Here is a 13,439-nt window from a genome sequence, read left to right as displayed (position 1 = left end):
GAATTTCCTTTGACATGGGCGGGGGCATCCCTATAATGCTGCGCCTATGTTGAATGACCCGATTCCACCTCACGTTGACCCGCGCAAATTGGCTGATCGTGGCACCACCCTTCAAGGTGAAATGCTGCTGGCCGATTTGGAGAGACTCTGCGACCCGCTTTCCGACAATGTCGGTACGGTGCAGGCTAAATTCGTTTTTGAACGAGATGAACGTAAATCTGTGGTCATCCACAGCTTTATCGACACTGAAGTCAAAATGGTTTGCCAGCGTTGTCTTGAGCTGGTCACCCTGCCGATCCACAGCGAATGCAGTTACGCCGTGGTGAAGGAGGGTGCGAATACCCAGTCGTTGCCGAAAGGTTATGACGTGCTGGAACTGGGCGAAGATCCTTTGGATCTGCAGTCACTGATCGAGGAGGAGCTTCTGCTTGCCTTGCCCATTGTGCCTGCTCATCATCCGGAAGAATGCCAGCAGCCGGCGGGTCTCGATGAGCCCGAACCGAGCGAGGACGAGGTAACGCGGTCCAACCCGTTCAGTGTATTGGCGCAGTTAAAGCGTGACCCAAACGTTTAGGAGTTAATCAATTATGGCTGTTCAGCAGAACAAAAAATCCCGCTCTGCCCGTGACATGCGCCGTTCGCACGACGCTCTCGAGGCTAGCACCCTGTCTGTAGAAAAAACCACCGGTGAAGTTCACCTGCGTCACCACGTATCGCCAGAAGGCGTATACCGTGGCCGTAAAGTGATCGACAAGGGCGCTGACGAGTAATCACTTGTCCGCTCAAGTCATCGCGATTGACGCAATGGGCGGGGACTTCGGTCCCCGCAGCATTGTCCAGGCCAGCCTTGCTTGCCTGTCTGCTACACCCTCGCTGCACCTGACCCTCGTCGGTCAACCCTCCCTTCTTGAAGAATTGATCGCTGGCCATTCGGCTGTGGATCGCGCGCGCCTGTCGATTGCCCCGGCGAGCGAAGTCATCACCATGGACGAAAAACCCGCCCAGGCCTTGCGCGGCAAACCTGACTCGTCGATGCGCGTGGCGCTTGAGTTGTTGCGTGACGGCAAGGTCCAGGCCTGCGTCAGTGCCGGCAACACCGGGGCGCTGATGGCGTTGTCGCGGTTCGTGCTCAAGACCCTGCCGGGCATTGACCGTCCGGCCATGGTCGCGGCGATTCCGACACAAAAGGGTTACTGCCAATTGCTCGACCTGGGCGCCAACGTCGATTGCAGTGCCGAGCATCTGTTGCAGTTTGCGGTCATGGGCTCGGTTGCGGCGGAAACCCTGGGCATAGTGCGCCCACGGGTAGCCTTGCTGAACATCGGCACCGAAGACATCAAGGGCAATCAGCAGGTCAAGCTGGCAGCGACGTTGTTGCAAGGCGCCCGGGGCATCAATTACATCGGCTTTATCGAGGGCGACGGTTTGTACCGTGGCGAAGCGGATGTGGTGGTGTGCGACGGTTTTGTCGGCAACATCCTGCTCAAATCCAGCGAAGGTCTGGCGACCATGATTGCCGGGCGCATCGAGGCGTTGTTCAGGAAGAACGTGGCCTCTCGCGTGGTCGGTGCGCTGGCGCTGCCGTTGATGAAGCGTCTGCAGGCTGAACTGGCGCCTGCCCGGCACAACGGCGCGAGCTTTCTCGGCCTGCAGGGGATTGTGGTGAAAAGCCATGGTTCTGCCGGGGTTCAGGGGTTTCAGAGTGCCATTGCGCGCGCCTTGATCGAGATTCAGGAGAATCTCCCCGAGCGCCTGCACGGTCGTCTGGAGGATTTGTTGCTTTAGGCGTTTTCGTCGGACAATGCTTAAATGTGACCGCTTGGTTCGATGGGCCATCCAACTGTCAGTTTCTTGCGTCCCCAAAGCGGGGCGCCAACTCTCCGACGACAAGATCATTAGGGGCTTGTTACATGTCTGCTTCCCTCGCATTCGTCTTTCCCGGACAGGGCTCGCAGTCCCTCGGCATGCTCGCCGAGTTGGGCGCACAACATCCGGTTGTCCTTGAAACATTCAAAGAAGCTTCCGATGCACTGGGTTACGACCTGTGGGCACTGACCCAGCAAGGGCCGGAAGAGCAACTCAATCAAACCGATAAAACCCAACCGGCCATTCTGACCGCCTCTATCGCCTTGTGGCGTCTGTGGCTGGCGGAAGGTGGCGCGCGTCCGGCTTATGTTGCCGGGCACAGCCTGGGTGAATACAGCGCGCTGGTCGCGGCAGGCAGTCTGAGCCTGGGCGATGCGGTGAAGCTCGTCGAGCGTCGTGGCCAGTTGATGCAGGAAGCCGTTCCGGCCGGGCAGGGCGGTATGGCCGCCATCCTCGGTCTGGACGATGCCGACGTACTGGCAGCCTGTGCCGAAGCGGCGCAAGGCGAAGTGGTCAGTGCGGTCAATTTCAACTCGCCGGGCCAGGTGGTCATCGCCGGTGCCAAGGCTGCCGTCGAGCGCGCCATCGAAGGCTGCAAGGCGCGTGGTGCCAAGCGCGCCATGCCGTTGCCGGTCAGCGTGCCGTCGCACTGCGAGCTAATGCGTCCGGCGGCCGAGCGTTTCGCCGAGTCGATCGCCGCGATCGACTGGCAGGTCCCGCAAATTCCTGTGGTGCAGAACGTCAGTGCTGACGTGCCTGCCGATCTGGAAACCCTCAAGCGCGATCTGCTTGAGCAGCTTTACAAGCCAGTGCGCTGGGTTGAATCGGTCCAGGTGCTGGCCACCAGGGGCGCGACCCAACTGGTCGAATGCGGTCCGGGCAAAGTGCTGGCCGGTCTGAACAAGCGCTGCGCCGAAGGCGTGTCGACATCCAACCTCAATACCCCAGACGCTTTCGCTGCCGCCCGTGCAGCGTTGGCCTGAATCAGGAGAAGCTTGCATGAGTCTGCAAGGTAAAGTTGCACTGGTCACTGGTGCAAGTCGTGGCATCGGCCAGGCTATCGCCCTGGAACTGGGTCGTCAGGGCGCCATCGTCGTGGGTACCGCGACCTCCGCGTCGGGTGCTGAGCGCATTGCCGCCACCCTGAAAGAAAACGGCATCCAAGGCACCGGTCTTGAGCTCAACGTCACCAGCGACGAGTCCGTGGCTGCGGTCCTGGCGAGCATTCAGGAGCAGTTCGGTGCGCCGGCGATCCTGGTCAACAATGCCGGTATCACCCGCGATAACCTGATGATGCGCATGAAAGACGACGAGTGGCATGACGTTGTCGATACCAATCTGAACAGTCTGTTCCGCCTGTCCAAGGGCGTTTTGCGTGGCATGACCAAGGCCCGTTGGGGCCGAATTATCAGTATTGGTTCGGTTGTGGGTGCCATGGGCAACGCAGGCCAAGTAAACTACGCTGCCGCCAAGGCCGGCCTGGAAGGTTTCAGCCGTGCACTGGCGCGTGAAGTCGGTTCGCGTTCGATTACGGTAAACTCGGTGGCCCCAGGGTTCATCGATACCGATATGACCCGTGAACTGCCCGAGGCGCAGCGTGAAGCCTTGCAGACGCAGATTCCGCTGGGTCGTCTGGGGCAGGCTCAAGAGATCGCGTCCGTGGTCGCTTTTCTTGCGTCGGACGGTGCGGCTTACGTTACCGGAGCTACAATCCCGGTGAACGGCGGGATGTACATGTAATTCAAATGTGACGGATTGCTTCAAAAAAATGTCATACGAGCTGTCTAAAATCCGTTATAAAGCTGCAATCTATTTTATAGGCAGTGGGTCACCGGGTTCGAGGAGTGAAGCTTTCAGTTGAAAAGCTGAAAAGTCTTTCTATACACTTACCCACTGGCCAGCTGCCTGAATTTGTCCATTAGGAGTGAAAACAAGGTATGAGCACCATCGAAGAGCGCGTCAAGAAAATCGTTGCTGAGCAACTGGGCGTTAAAGAAGAAGAAGTGGTCAACACTGCTTCCTTCGTTGAAGACCTGGGTGCCGACTCCCTTGACACCGTTGAGCTGGTGATGGCTCTGGAAGAGGAATTCGAGACCGAAATCCCTGACGAAGAAGCCGAGAAGATCACTACTGTACAAGCTGCAATCGACTACGTTACTAGCCACCAGGCGTAATAGTTTGTAATCGTTGCTCGCTGTCATGGAAAAACCGCACTGCCATCACGGCGTGCGGTTTTTTCTTTAGGCCTGATGCAAAGTCGTCATTTGAAAAAGGAGAGTGCTGTGTCGCGTAGACGCGTCGTAGTCACCGGTATGGGTATGTTGTCGCCACTGGGCACGGATGTGCCGAGCAGCTGGCAGGGCATTCTGGCTGGCCGCAGTGGCATTGGTCTGATCGAACACGCCGACCTTTCTGCCTATTCCACCCGTTTTGGCGGCTCGGTAAAGGACTTCAATGTCGAGGAATACCTGTCGGTCAAGGAAGCCCGCAAGCTCGACCTGTTCATTCAATACGGTCTGGCCGCAGGTTTTCAGGCGGTACGCAATTCCGGTCTGGAAGTCACTGACGCCAACCGTGAGCGTATCGGCGTGGCCATGGGCTCGGGTATTGGCGGTCTGACCAATATCGAAGAAACCGCCCGCACGCTGCACGAGACCGGCCCGCGACGGATTTCCCCGTTCTTCGTGCCAGGCTCGATCATCAATATGATTTCCGGTTTTCTGTCCATCCACCTCGGTGCACAGGGACCCAACTACGCCATCGCCACGGCCTGTACCACCGGTACCCACTGCATTGGCATGGCGGCCCGCAACATCATGTACGACGAAGCCGACGTGATGATTGCCGGCGGCGCCGAGATGGCGGCCTGCGGTCTGGGCATGGGCGGCTTCGGTGCCTCCCGCGCGCTGTCGACCCGCAACGACGAGCCGACCCGCGCCAGCCGTCCATGGGACAAGGGCCGCGATGGCTTTGTATTGTCCAATGGTGCCGGTGCGCTGGTGCTGGAAGAGCTCGAGCACGCCAAGGCGCGTGGCGCGACCATCTATGCCGAGCTGATCGGCTTCGGTACCAGTGGCGATGCCTACCACATGACCTCGCCGCCAGCCGATGGCGCAGGTGCTGCGCGTTGCATCACCAATGCGCTGCGCGATGCCAAAATCAACGGCGATCAAGTGCAGTACATCAACGCCCACGGCACGTCGACTCCCGCAGGCGACCTGGCCGAAGTCAATGCGATCAAGTCGGTGTTCGGCGATCACGCCTACAAGCTGGCCGTCAGTTCCACCAAGTCCATGACCGGTCACCTGCTGGGTGCGGCGGGCGCGGTCGAGGCGATCTTCAGCGTGCTGGCAATCAACGGCCAGGTGGCGCCGCCGACCATCAACCTCGATGAGCCGGACGAAGGCTGCGACCTCGATTTCGTGCCGCACACGGCGCGCAACATGGATATCGATGTGGTCGTTTCCAACTCCTTCGGTTTTGGCGGCACCAACGGCTCGCTGGTGTTCCGCCGGTTCGCAGGCTGATGGACAGCTGGGTCGACGGTCAGCCGGCTGACGCTTTGTCGCTGAAGGATCGCGGCCTGGCTTATGGCGATGGTCTGTTCGAGACCATCGCCGTACGCAACGGGCAGCCCCTGTTGCTGGACCGGCATCTATCGCGTCTGGCGGATGGCTGTTCGCGTTTGGCAATGACTGCCGATCATGAGTTGGTCCATAGCGAGTTGCTGGCCTACGCCGCGGCACTGGGTGACGGGGTGCTCAAGCTCATTCTCACTCGTGGCGACGGTCTGCGCGGTTACGCCCCCGATCCTTCGGCCCAGGCCCGACGCATTCTGCAAGGCAATCCACCAGCGGCTTACCCTGCCGCGCACGGTGAGCAGGGGGTACGTCTGTTTCCCTGCGTCACGCGATTGTCCAGGCAGCCATTACTGGCCGGCCTCAAGCACCTGAATCGTCTTGAACAAGTCCTCGCCCGTGCCGAATGGCAGGACACCGAGCATGCCGAAGGCTTGATGCTCGATCAGGCCGGACGGGTGATTGAAGGTGTGTTCAGTAACTTGTTCCTGGTGCGTGATGGCGTGCTCATCACTGCTGACCTCAAGCGCTGCGGCGTGGCAGGCGTGATGCGCGCCGAAATATTGTTTCAAGCCAAGTCGCTGGGAATTTCCACGCAAGTCACCGATATCCCTCTCGAACAGCTGCAATGGGCTGACGAAGTCTTTGTCTGCAACAGCGTGTATGGTATCTGGCCGGTGCGCGCCTATGCTGCTCTTCACTGGCCGGTTGGGCCGCTCACCCGTAAACTCCAAACCATTGCCCGTGTGCTACTGGATGCTTGATACGTGAGACGTAAACTCTTGCTGCTGCTGGAAACCGGAGTGGTTCTGGCGGGGCTGCTGATGGGTGCTTCAGCCTGGAAGATTCATTCGGCGCTGGTACAGCCGCTGAACATTGCCCAGGAACAATTGCTGGATGTGCCCAAGGGCACCACGCCGACCCGCACCTTATACCGACTCGAAGCCAATGGCGTCATCAAGGACGCATTCTGGCTGCGGGTGTATTGGCGCTTCAACCTCGCCAAACAACCCCTGCACAGCGGGGAATACCGCATTCAACCTGGCATGACCGTCGAAGGCCTGATCGACCTGTGGAAACGCGGGGAAATGGTTCAGTACAGCCTGACCCTGGTCGAAGGCTGGAATTTCCGTCAGGTCCGCGCAGCGCTGGCCAAGGAAGAAAAGCTCGATCATAGCCTCAACGGTTTGAGCGATAGCCAGGTCATGGACAAGCTCGGCCACACCGGGATTTTTCCGGAAGGGCGCTTCTTCCCTGACACCTATCGTTACGTGCGGGGCATGTCCGATGTCGAGCTGCTGAAAACCGCTTACGACCGCCTCGACGAAGTGCTCGCCAAGGAGTGGGAGAAGCGCGCTGCAGATACGCCGTACACCGAACCCTACCAGGCGCTGATCATGGCTTCGCTGGTGGAAAAGGAAACCGGTGTGCCACAGGAGCGCGGGCAGATTGCCGGTGTGTTTGTGCGGCGCATGGCGATGGGCATGCTGCTGCAGACCGACCCGACGGTGATCTACGGCCTCGGCGACCGCTACAGCGGCAAGCTGACCCGGGCTCACCTCAAGGAATCGACGCCCTATAACACCTACATGAATGCGGGCCTGCCGCCGACGCCGATTTCCATGGTCGGTCGCGAAGCCATCCATGCGGCACTCAATCCGGTGGAGGGCAACAGTCTTTACTTCGTGGCGCGTGGCGATGGCACTCACGTGTTTTCCGACGACCTGGATGCCCACAACAATGCCGTGAAGGAGTTCCAGCTCAAGCGTCGCGCCGATTACCGCTCCAGCCCGGCACCCGCTGCTGCGCCAGAGACATCGCCGACCCAGACTGAACAAAACGGTACGCAGGAGGCCAAGGCTTCGCAGGAGCTGGCACCGATCCCGGCCGCTTCACCGAACACGGTTCCCGAGGCGCTGCCGCAGGTGCCGGCGCAAGATCCTGCACCAGCCCCTGAAACGCCCGAGCTCGATGCCAACGCACCGAAAAGCCCGCAATGACTCTGACTAAGGACTGCCTGTGACTGGCTTGTTTATTACTCTGGAAGGCCCGGAAGGCGCCGGCAAGAGCACCAATCGCGAATACCTGGCCGAGCGCTTGCGCGCCGCCGGCATCGAGGTGGTGCTGACCCGCGAGCCGGGTGGCACGCCGTTGGCCGAGCGCATCCGTGAAGTGCTGCTGGCCCCGGTCGATGAAGTCATGAACCCGGATACCGAGTTGCTGCTGGTGTTCGCGGCGCGAGCCCAGCACCTGGCCGAAGTGATTCGCCCGGCGCTGGCCCGCGGTGCGGTGGTCCTGTGTGATCGTTTTACTGATTCGACATACGCTTACCAGGGTGGCGGTCGCGGCTTGTCGTTGGAGCGCATCGCGACCCTGGAAACTTTCGTCCAGGGCGAACTGCGCCCGGACCTGACGCTGATTTTCGATCTGCCTGTCGAGGTCGGCCTGGCCCGCGCCAGCGCTCGTGGTCGTCTGGATCGCTTCGAGCTCGAAGGCCGGACCTTTTTCGATGCCGTGCGCAGTGCCTTCCTCAAGCGCGCCAAGGCGGATCCGGCGCGTTATGTGCTGGTCGATGCTGCCCAACCGTTGGCAAAGGTCCAGCAATCGCTGGATGCCTTGCTGCCGCGCCTGCTGGAGTTGAGCCGTGGCTGAGGCCTACCCGTGGCAGGAAAACCTCTGGCAGCAACTGGCCGGTCGCGCCCAGCATGCGCACGCCTACCTGCTGCATGGCCCGGCGGGAATCGGCAAGCGGGCACTGGCCGAGCGCTTGATGGCCAGCTTGCTGTGCCAGCGCCCGAACGCGCTGCAAGCCTGCGGAGAGTGCAAGTCCTGCCTGCTGCTCAAGGCTGGCAGCCACCCGGATAACTACATCCTGGAGCCGGAAGAGGCCGACAAGGCGATCAAGGTCGATCAGGTTCGCGACCTGGTCGGTTTCGTGGTGCAGACCGCGCAGTTGGGCGGGCGCAAAGTGGTGCTGATCGAACCGGCCGAGTCGATGAACATCAACGCCGCCAACGCCTTGCTCAAAAGCCTTGAAGAGCCGTCCGGCGAAACCGTTTTGTTGCTGGTCAGCCATCAGCCGAGCCGTTTGTTGCCAACCATCAAGAGTCGCTGCGTGCAGCAGGCCTGTCCGCTGCCGGGTGAGGCCATGAGCTTGAAGTGGCTAGCCCAGGCGTTGCCGGAGTGTTCCGAAGAAGAGCGCGTCGAACTGCTGACGCTGGCCGCCGGTTCGCCACTGGCGGCGGTCAATCTCCAGGCCCAGGGCGTGCGGGAGCAGCGCATGCAAGTGGTGGAGGGGGTGAAGAAACTCCTCAAGCAACAGCAGTCGCCGACGCAATTGGCCGAAGAATGGAAAAACATTCCGATGTTGCGCCTGTTCGACTGGTTCTGCGATTGGTCGAGCCTGATCCTGCGTTATCAGTTGACCCAGGATGAAGCCGGCCTCGGCCTGACCGACATGCGCAAGGTCGTGCAATACCTGGCGCAGAAAAGCGCCCAGGGCAAAGTCCTCGATATCCAGGACTGGATCCTCGCCCAGCGACAGAAAGTCCTGAGCAAGGCCAACCTCAACCCGGCCTTGTTGCTGGAGGCATTGCTGGTGCAATGGGCGTCGTTGCCTGCCCAGCGATGACTGTCTGCGCCTAGACTCTGAGTATCAGAACATCCGACCGTCCCACCCATTCGATGCAAGTAGCAGCCCTTTATGCTCGTAGATTCCCATTGTCACCTTGATCGCCTCGACCTGACCGCCCACGACGGCTCCCTGGATGCTGCCCTGGAGGCTGCCCGGCAGCGTGGGGTAGGGCACTTTCTGTGTATCGGTGTCAGCGCGGACAACGCGGCCGACGTCAAGGCCCTGGCCGAACGTTATGACGACGTCGACTGCTCGGTGGGCGTGCACCCTCTGGATGTGCAGCCGGGTGCCGCGCCGGCGCTGGACTGGCTGTTGCACGAGCTCAACCATCCGCGGGTGGTCGCCATTGGCGAAACCGGCCTCGATTACCACTACGAGCCGGAAGCGGCAGAGTTGCAGCAGGAATCGTTCCGCCTGCACCTGCAAGCGGCGCAACAGACCGGCAAACCGGTGATCATCCACACCCGTGGCGCCCGCACCGATACCCTGGACTTGCTGCGTGAAGCAGCGCTGCCCCAGGCGGGCGTGCTGCATTGCTTCACCGAAGACTGGGAGATGGCGAAGGCTGCGCTGGACATGGGCTATTACATTTCCCTGTCCGGGATTGTCACTTTCCGCAATGCCGACGCGTTGCGCGATGTGGCCAGCAAGGTGCCGGCCGACCGCTTGCTGGTGGAAACCGACTCGCCGTACCTGGCGCCGATTCCCTATCGCGGCAAGCCAAACCTGCCGCAGTACGTGCGTGAAGTTGCGGAATTTCTGGCAATGTTGCGTGGTGAGCCCTACGAGCGGTTTGCCGAGCAAACCACGGCGAATTTCAAGCGACTGTTCCCGCTGGCACATGTAAAAGGTTAAATCGCAGGCAAAAAAAACCCGGGTTCTGGGGGGTGAATCCGGGTTAAGACCATTAGGAGTAAAACAATGGCACGCGGTCCGTTGGTACCAATATCGGCGTGACACTTGGGGGAGATGCCCCGCCGACAGTTCAAGTATTGATCAGGATTGCGCCTCGTCCAGTTTGCTGGTCAGGGTTTTTAAACAAATTTGGAATACGTGCGCTTCGGAAGAGTTCTCATCACCCTGTAAACGTGCGCGGAATGACCAGAAAGCGCAGATATGGTCGGATGATCCGTGCATTTTTGCGTAAGTTAGGCATAATACGCGGCTTCGAATTTTGACCTCGACAGACCTTTTCTTATGCATAAAGAACCTCGTAAGGTCCGTGAATTCCGTCGCCGCGAGCAGGAAATTCTCGATACCGCGCTCAAGCTGTTCCTCGAACAAGGTGAAGACAGTGTCACCGTCGAGATGATTGCTGATGCCGTCGGTATCGGCAAAGGCACGATCTACAAGCACTTCAAATCCAAGGCGGAAATCTATCTGCGCCTGATGCTCGACTACGAGCGCGATTTGAACGCTCTGCTGCATTCGGCCGATGTCGACAAGGACAAGGAGGCCCTGTCCCGGGCCTACTTCGAATTCCGCATGCGCGATCCACAACGCTATCGCCTGTTCGACCGCCTCGAAGAGAAAGTGGTCAAGGGCAACCAGGTGCCGGAGATGATCGAGGAGCTGCACAAGATCCGTGCCTCGAACTTCGAACGCCTGACCTTGCTGATCAAGGGCCGGATCAGCGAAGGCAAGCTGGAAGACGTGCCACCTTACTTCCATTACTGCGCGTCCTGGGCGCTGGTGCACGGTGCCGTCGCGCTGTATCACTCGCCGTTCTGGAGCAATGTGCTGGAAGATCAGGAAGGTTTCTTCCAGTTCCTGATGGATATTGGCGTGCGCATGGGCAACAAGCGCAAGCGTGACACCGACACTTCCGGCAGCTGAGCCATTCAGTTGCCTTATTGCGCCATGATTTCGCTACTTGGCGCAGTACCGCAGGAATATACTCAGGTAGAGGACTTGCTAAAACTTGATTTCTGAGTCAAGTTTTAGCGGCCCGATATTCTTCCGCCGGAGTGACCATGATCGTTGACCGTCAAGGCAGGCGTTTTCGCAACTTGCGAATCAGTCTGACCTCAGCCTGCAATTACGCCTGTACCTACTGCGTGCCCAACGGCAAGCGGCTGGTGGCTGCGCAGGATGAATTGTCGGCCGAAGCCATGGCGCGCGGCGTGGCTTATCTGATTGAAGCAGCGGGCATCGAGCGTCTTCGCATTACCGGTGGCGAGCCGCTGGTCAGCCCGAAACTCGAAGCGTTCATGACGGCGGTCGGGCAGATGGGCCTGGAAGACATCAGTCTGACCACCAATGGCCAGTTGCTTGCGAAGAAACTGCCGCTGCTGGTGAACGCCGGCATTCGGCGCCTCAACGTCTCCCTCGATACCCTCGACGCCAGTGCGTTCCGCGGCATTGCCCGGGGTGGCGACCTGGCCACCGTGCTCAATGGCATGAGCGAGGCCAGTGCGGCCGGCATGAAGATCAAGGTCAACATGGTGCCGCTGCGCGGACAGAACCTCGATCAAGTGATGCCGCTGCTCGACTACTGCCTGGAGCGCGGTTATGAACTGCGCTTCATCGAACTGATGCGCATGGGCCACCTGGCCAACGATTCCAATGCCTTTCTGCAACAGTTCGTCAGCCTCCAGCAATTGCTGAGCCTGATCGGCGAGCGCTACGAATATCTGCAAGCCGACGCACCTGTCGATGCGACAGCGGTGCGCTATGAAATTCCGGGGCAAGGCCATTTCGGCGTGATCGCCAACGAAAGTGTGCCGTTCTGCCGTACCTGCTCGCGCCTTCGTTTGTCGTCCACCGGATGGCTGCATGGCTGCCTGTCGTCGAGCAATCGCCATTACATCGGCGACCTGCTGGACAAGCCGCGCCATCAGGCCCTGCCGGCCTTGCAGCGGCTGCTGGTGAAAGCCTTGGGGGACAAGCAGGAAGTGGCGTTCTCTGGTGGTGCGACTGTGATGAAAATTATCGGCGGTTGATCCGGCCTCATCGCGGGCAAGCCACGCTCCCACAAGGTTTTGCGTAAACCCTGTGGGAGCGTGGCTTGCCCGCGATTGCGTTTGATCAGGCAACGATCAACTTGGACTGGCGCGGAAGCTGCATCCTACGGCCATTCGCCGGTTTTCCGACACCGGCCTCTGGAGGATAGGATGCGTAGCCTGGTTTTGCTGCTGGCCGTTTTGGCACTTGGTGGCTGCATGAACGTCAGCGATATGGCCGAAGGGACTCGTTACCATATGAGCGATGCGGGGTTGCTCGACCACAGTGACAGCCGTCGCGTAAACAATCTGCGCATTCAACCGGACTCGTTCGTCTACATTGCCCAGGGCGCTTTCATGCCGCCAGGCAGCGACGTCTACCCGCGGCCCAACGTGATCGCCGAAGTCGCGTTCGATGGTTTCGTCGAATACTTCCCGATGGTCCGCCGTGCCCGTACGCCGGAAGGCCTCGACCAGGCCATGGGCGACGCCCGTGCCGCCGGTGCGCACTATCTGCTCTACACCCGCTTCGCCAAGTCTGACGACCGTATCGGCAACTCGGACGAGTGGCTGGACCAGGAAGCCCTGGATCGTCTCGGCATCGACAGCGGTATGATTCAGATCATGTTGATCGAGACCAGCACCCAGTATTTGATTGATACTGCAACCATCAAGAGTCGTGGCGGTTTACTGACGTTCCACGATAAAAAACCCGAAGACCTGATGGGCCCGCCGCTGGAACAATACGCGCGCAGCCTGTTGGGGCTCAGCGACCAGTAATTTCAAGGAGAACGCCATGAGTGGCCCGCAAAAAGCCAACGACCTGCTGGGGCAAATCCCCAAGACCAAAGGCTTGCCGCCGGTGCACCTGTGGAATCCCGATTTCTGCGGCGACATCGACATGCGCATCGCCCGCGACGGCACCTGGTATTACCTGGGCACGCCGATCGGGCGCAAGCCGATGGTCAAGCTGTTCTCCACCATCATTCGCCGCGACGGCGATGATTATTTCCTGATCACTCCGGTGGAAAAGGTCGGCATCAAGGTCGACGATGCGCCGTTCGTGGCGATTGCGGTGGATGTGGAAGGCGAGGGCGAGGCGCAGGTGTTGCGCTTTACCACCAACGTCGATGAAACCACCGAGGCCGGCGCCGATCATCCGATGCGCGTGGTCATCGACCCGGTAACGCAAGAGCCGGCCCCTTACGTGCACGTGCGCAGCAATCTTGAAGCCTTGATCCATCGCAACGTGTTCTATCAATTGGTGGAGCTGGCGGTGAGTCGCGAGATCGACGGCCAGCGCTGGCTCGGTGTATGGAGTGGCGGCGAGTTCTTCTCCATCGGCCTTGAGCCCTGACGCATCACTCTGTGGGAGCGGGCTTGCTCCGGGCGGCGATCCGACGATGAGGCCATCAGCTT

General features: G+C 59.9%; 16 protein-coding genes. All 16 read left to right on the top strand.

What is annotated here, in order from left to right; genetic code table 11:
• Positions 1-46 precede the first annotated feature (46 nt).
• The 16 genes from KGB28_RS16815 (at position 47) to KGB28_RS16740 (ending at position 13,377) form a co-directional block, all read left to right on the top strand.
• A complete protein-coding gene (locus KGB28_RS16815) occupies positions 47-574 on the top strand; it encodes a YceD family protein (RefSeq protein ID WP_008050439.1) in 528 nt (175 codons plus the stop codon).
• 13 nt (positions 575-587) lie between these two features.
• Positions 588-770, top strand: a complete 183-nt coding sequence (rpmF, locus tag KGB28_RS16810; RefSeq protein ID WP_003179396.1) for a 50S ribosomal protein L32 — start codon at positions 588-590, stop codon at positions 768-770.
• Between the two features lie 4 nt (positions 771-774).
• Entirely contained in the window at positions 775-1,785 is a 1,011-nt protein-coding gene (plsX, locus tag KGB28_RS16805) for a phosphate acyltransferase PlsX (protein WP_150726190.1), read from the top strand.
• A gap of 125 nt (positions 1,786-1,910) precedes the next feature.
• Positions 1,911-2,849, top strand: a complete 939-nt coding sequence (gene fabD / locus KGB28_RS16800) for an ACP S-malonyltransferase (RefSeq protein ID WP_150726191.1) — start codon at positions 1,911-1,913, stop codon at positions 2,847-2,849.
• A 16-nt stretch (positions 2,850-2,865) separates the two neighbouring features.
• Positions 2,866-3,606: a 3-oxoacyl-ACP reductase FabG gene (gene fabG, locus KGB28_RS16795; protein ID WP_007997043.1), complete on the top strand. Its 741-nt coding sequence runs from the start codon at positions 2,866-2,868 to the stop codon at positions 3,604-3,606.
• A 197-nt stretch (positions 3,607-3,803) separates the two neighbouring features.
• Positions 3,804-4,040 (top strand): acyl carrier protein, encoded by a 237-nt coding sequence (gene acpP / locus KGB28_RS16790; RefSeq protein WP_003175607.1) that lies wholly within the window; start codon positions 3,804-3,806, stop codon positions 4,038-4,040.
• Positions 4,041-4,148: 108 nt separating this feature from the next.
• Positions 4,149-5,393, top strand: coding sequence for a beta-ketoacyl-ACP synthase II (fabF, locus tag KGB28_RS16785; RefSeq protein ID WP_223446570.1), 1,245 nt, complete (start codon positions 4,149-4,151; stop codon positions 5,391-5,393).
• Positions 5,393-6,208: an aminodeoxychorismate lyase gene (gene pabC, locus KGB28_RS16780; protein ID WP_150753990.1), complete on the top strand. Its 816-nt coding sequence runs from the start codon at positions 5,393-5,395 to the stop codon at positions 6,206-6,208. Before fabF ends, pabC begins: the two co-directional genes overlap by 1 nt.
• A 3-nt stretch (positions 6,209-6,211) precedes the next feature.
• Positions 6,212-7,444, top strand: coding sequence for an endolytic transglycosylase MltG (gene mltG, locus KGB28_RS16775; RefSeq protein ID WP_150753989.1), 1,233 nt, complete (start codon positions 6,212-6,214; stop codon positions 7,442-7,444).
• A gap of 19 nt (positions 7,445-7,463) precedes the next feature.
• Positions 7,464-8,096 (top strand): dTMP kinase, encoded by a 633-nt coding sequence (gene tmk / locus KGB28_RS16770; protein ID WP_150753988.1) that lies wholly within the window; start codon positions 7,464-7,466, stop codon positions 8,094-8,096.
• Positions 8,089-9,075 carry a DNA polymerase III subunit delta' gene (locus KGB28_RS16765; RefSeq protein WP_150753987.1) on the top strand — a complete coding sequence of 329 codons (987 nt, stop codon included), beginning with the start codon at positions 8,089-8,091 and terminating at the stop codon, positions 9,073-9,075. The genes tmk and KGB28_RS16765 overlap by 8 nt, the downstream gene beginning before the upstream one ends.
• A gap of 72 nt (positions 9,076-9,147) precedes the next feature.
• Positions 9,148-9,933, top strand: coding sequence for a TatD family hydrolase (locus tag KGB28_RS16760; protein WP_150753986.1), 786 nt, complete (start codon positions 9,148-9,150; stop codon positions 9,931-9,933).
• Positions 9,934-10,275: 342 nt separating this feature from the next.
• Positions 10,276-10,914 carry a TetR/AcrR family transcriptional regulator gene (locus tag KGB28_RS16755; RefSeq protein WP_007977040.1) on the top strand — a complete coding sequence of 213 codons (639 nt, stop codon included), beginning with the start codon at positions 10,276-10,278 and terminating at the stop codon, positions 10,912-10,914.
• A gap of 137 nt (positions 10,915-11,051) precedes the next feature.
• On the top strand, positions 11,052-12,020 hold the full coding sequence (locus KGB28_RS16750; protein ID WP_150753985.1) for a GTP 3',8-cyclase MoaA: 969 nt from the start codon (positions 11,052-11,054) through the stop codon (positions 12,018-12,020).
• Between the two features lie 171 nt (positions 12,021-12,191).
• Positions 12,192-12,800 carry a DUF4823 domain-containing protein gene (locus KGB28_RS16745; protein WP_150753984.1) on the top strand — a complete coding sequence of 203 codons (609 nt, stop codon included), beginning with the start codon at positions 12,192-12,194 and terminating at the stop codon, positions 12,798-12,800.
• Positions 12,801-12,816: 16 nt separating this feature from the next.
• Positions 12,817-13,377 carry a DUF1285 domain-containing protein gene (locus tag KGB28_RS16740; RefSeq protein ID WP_150753983.1) on the top strand — a complete coding sequence of 187 codons (561 nt, stop codon included), beginning with the start codon at positions 12,817-12,819 and terminating at the stop codon, positions 13,375-13,377.
• The last annotated feature ends 62 nt before the right edge of the window (positions 13,378-13,439 follow it).

This window comes from Pseudomonas sp. BF-R-19 (genome assembly GCF_019956445.1).
Taxonomy (GTDB): domain Bacteria; phylum Pseudomonadota; class Gammaproteobacteria; order Pseudomonadales; family Pseudomonadaceae; genus Aquipseudomonas; species Aquipseudomonas fluorescens_BH.
The sequence above is the reverse complement of the archived record's forward strand: the minus strand, read 5'-3'. Positions and strand labels throughout refer to the sequence as shown.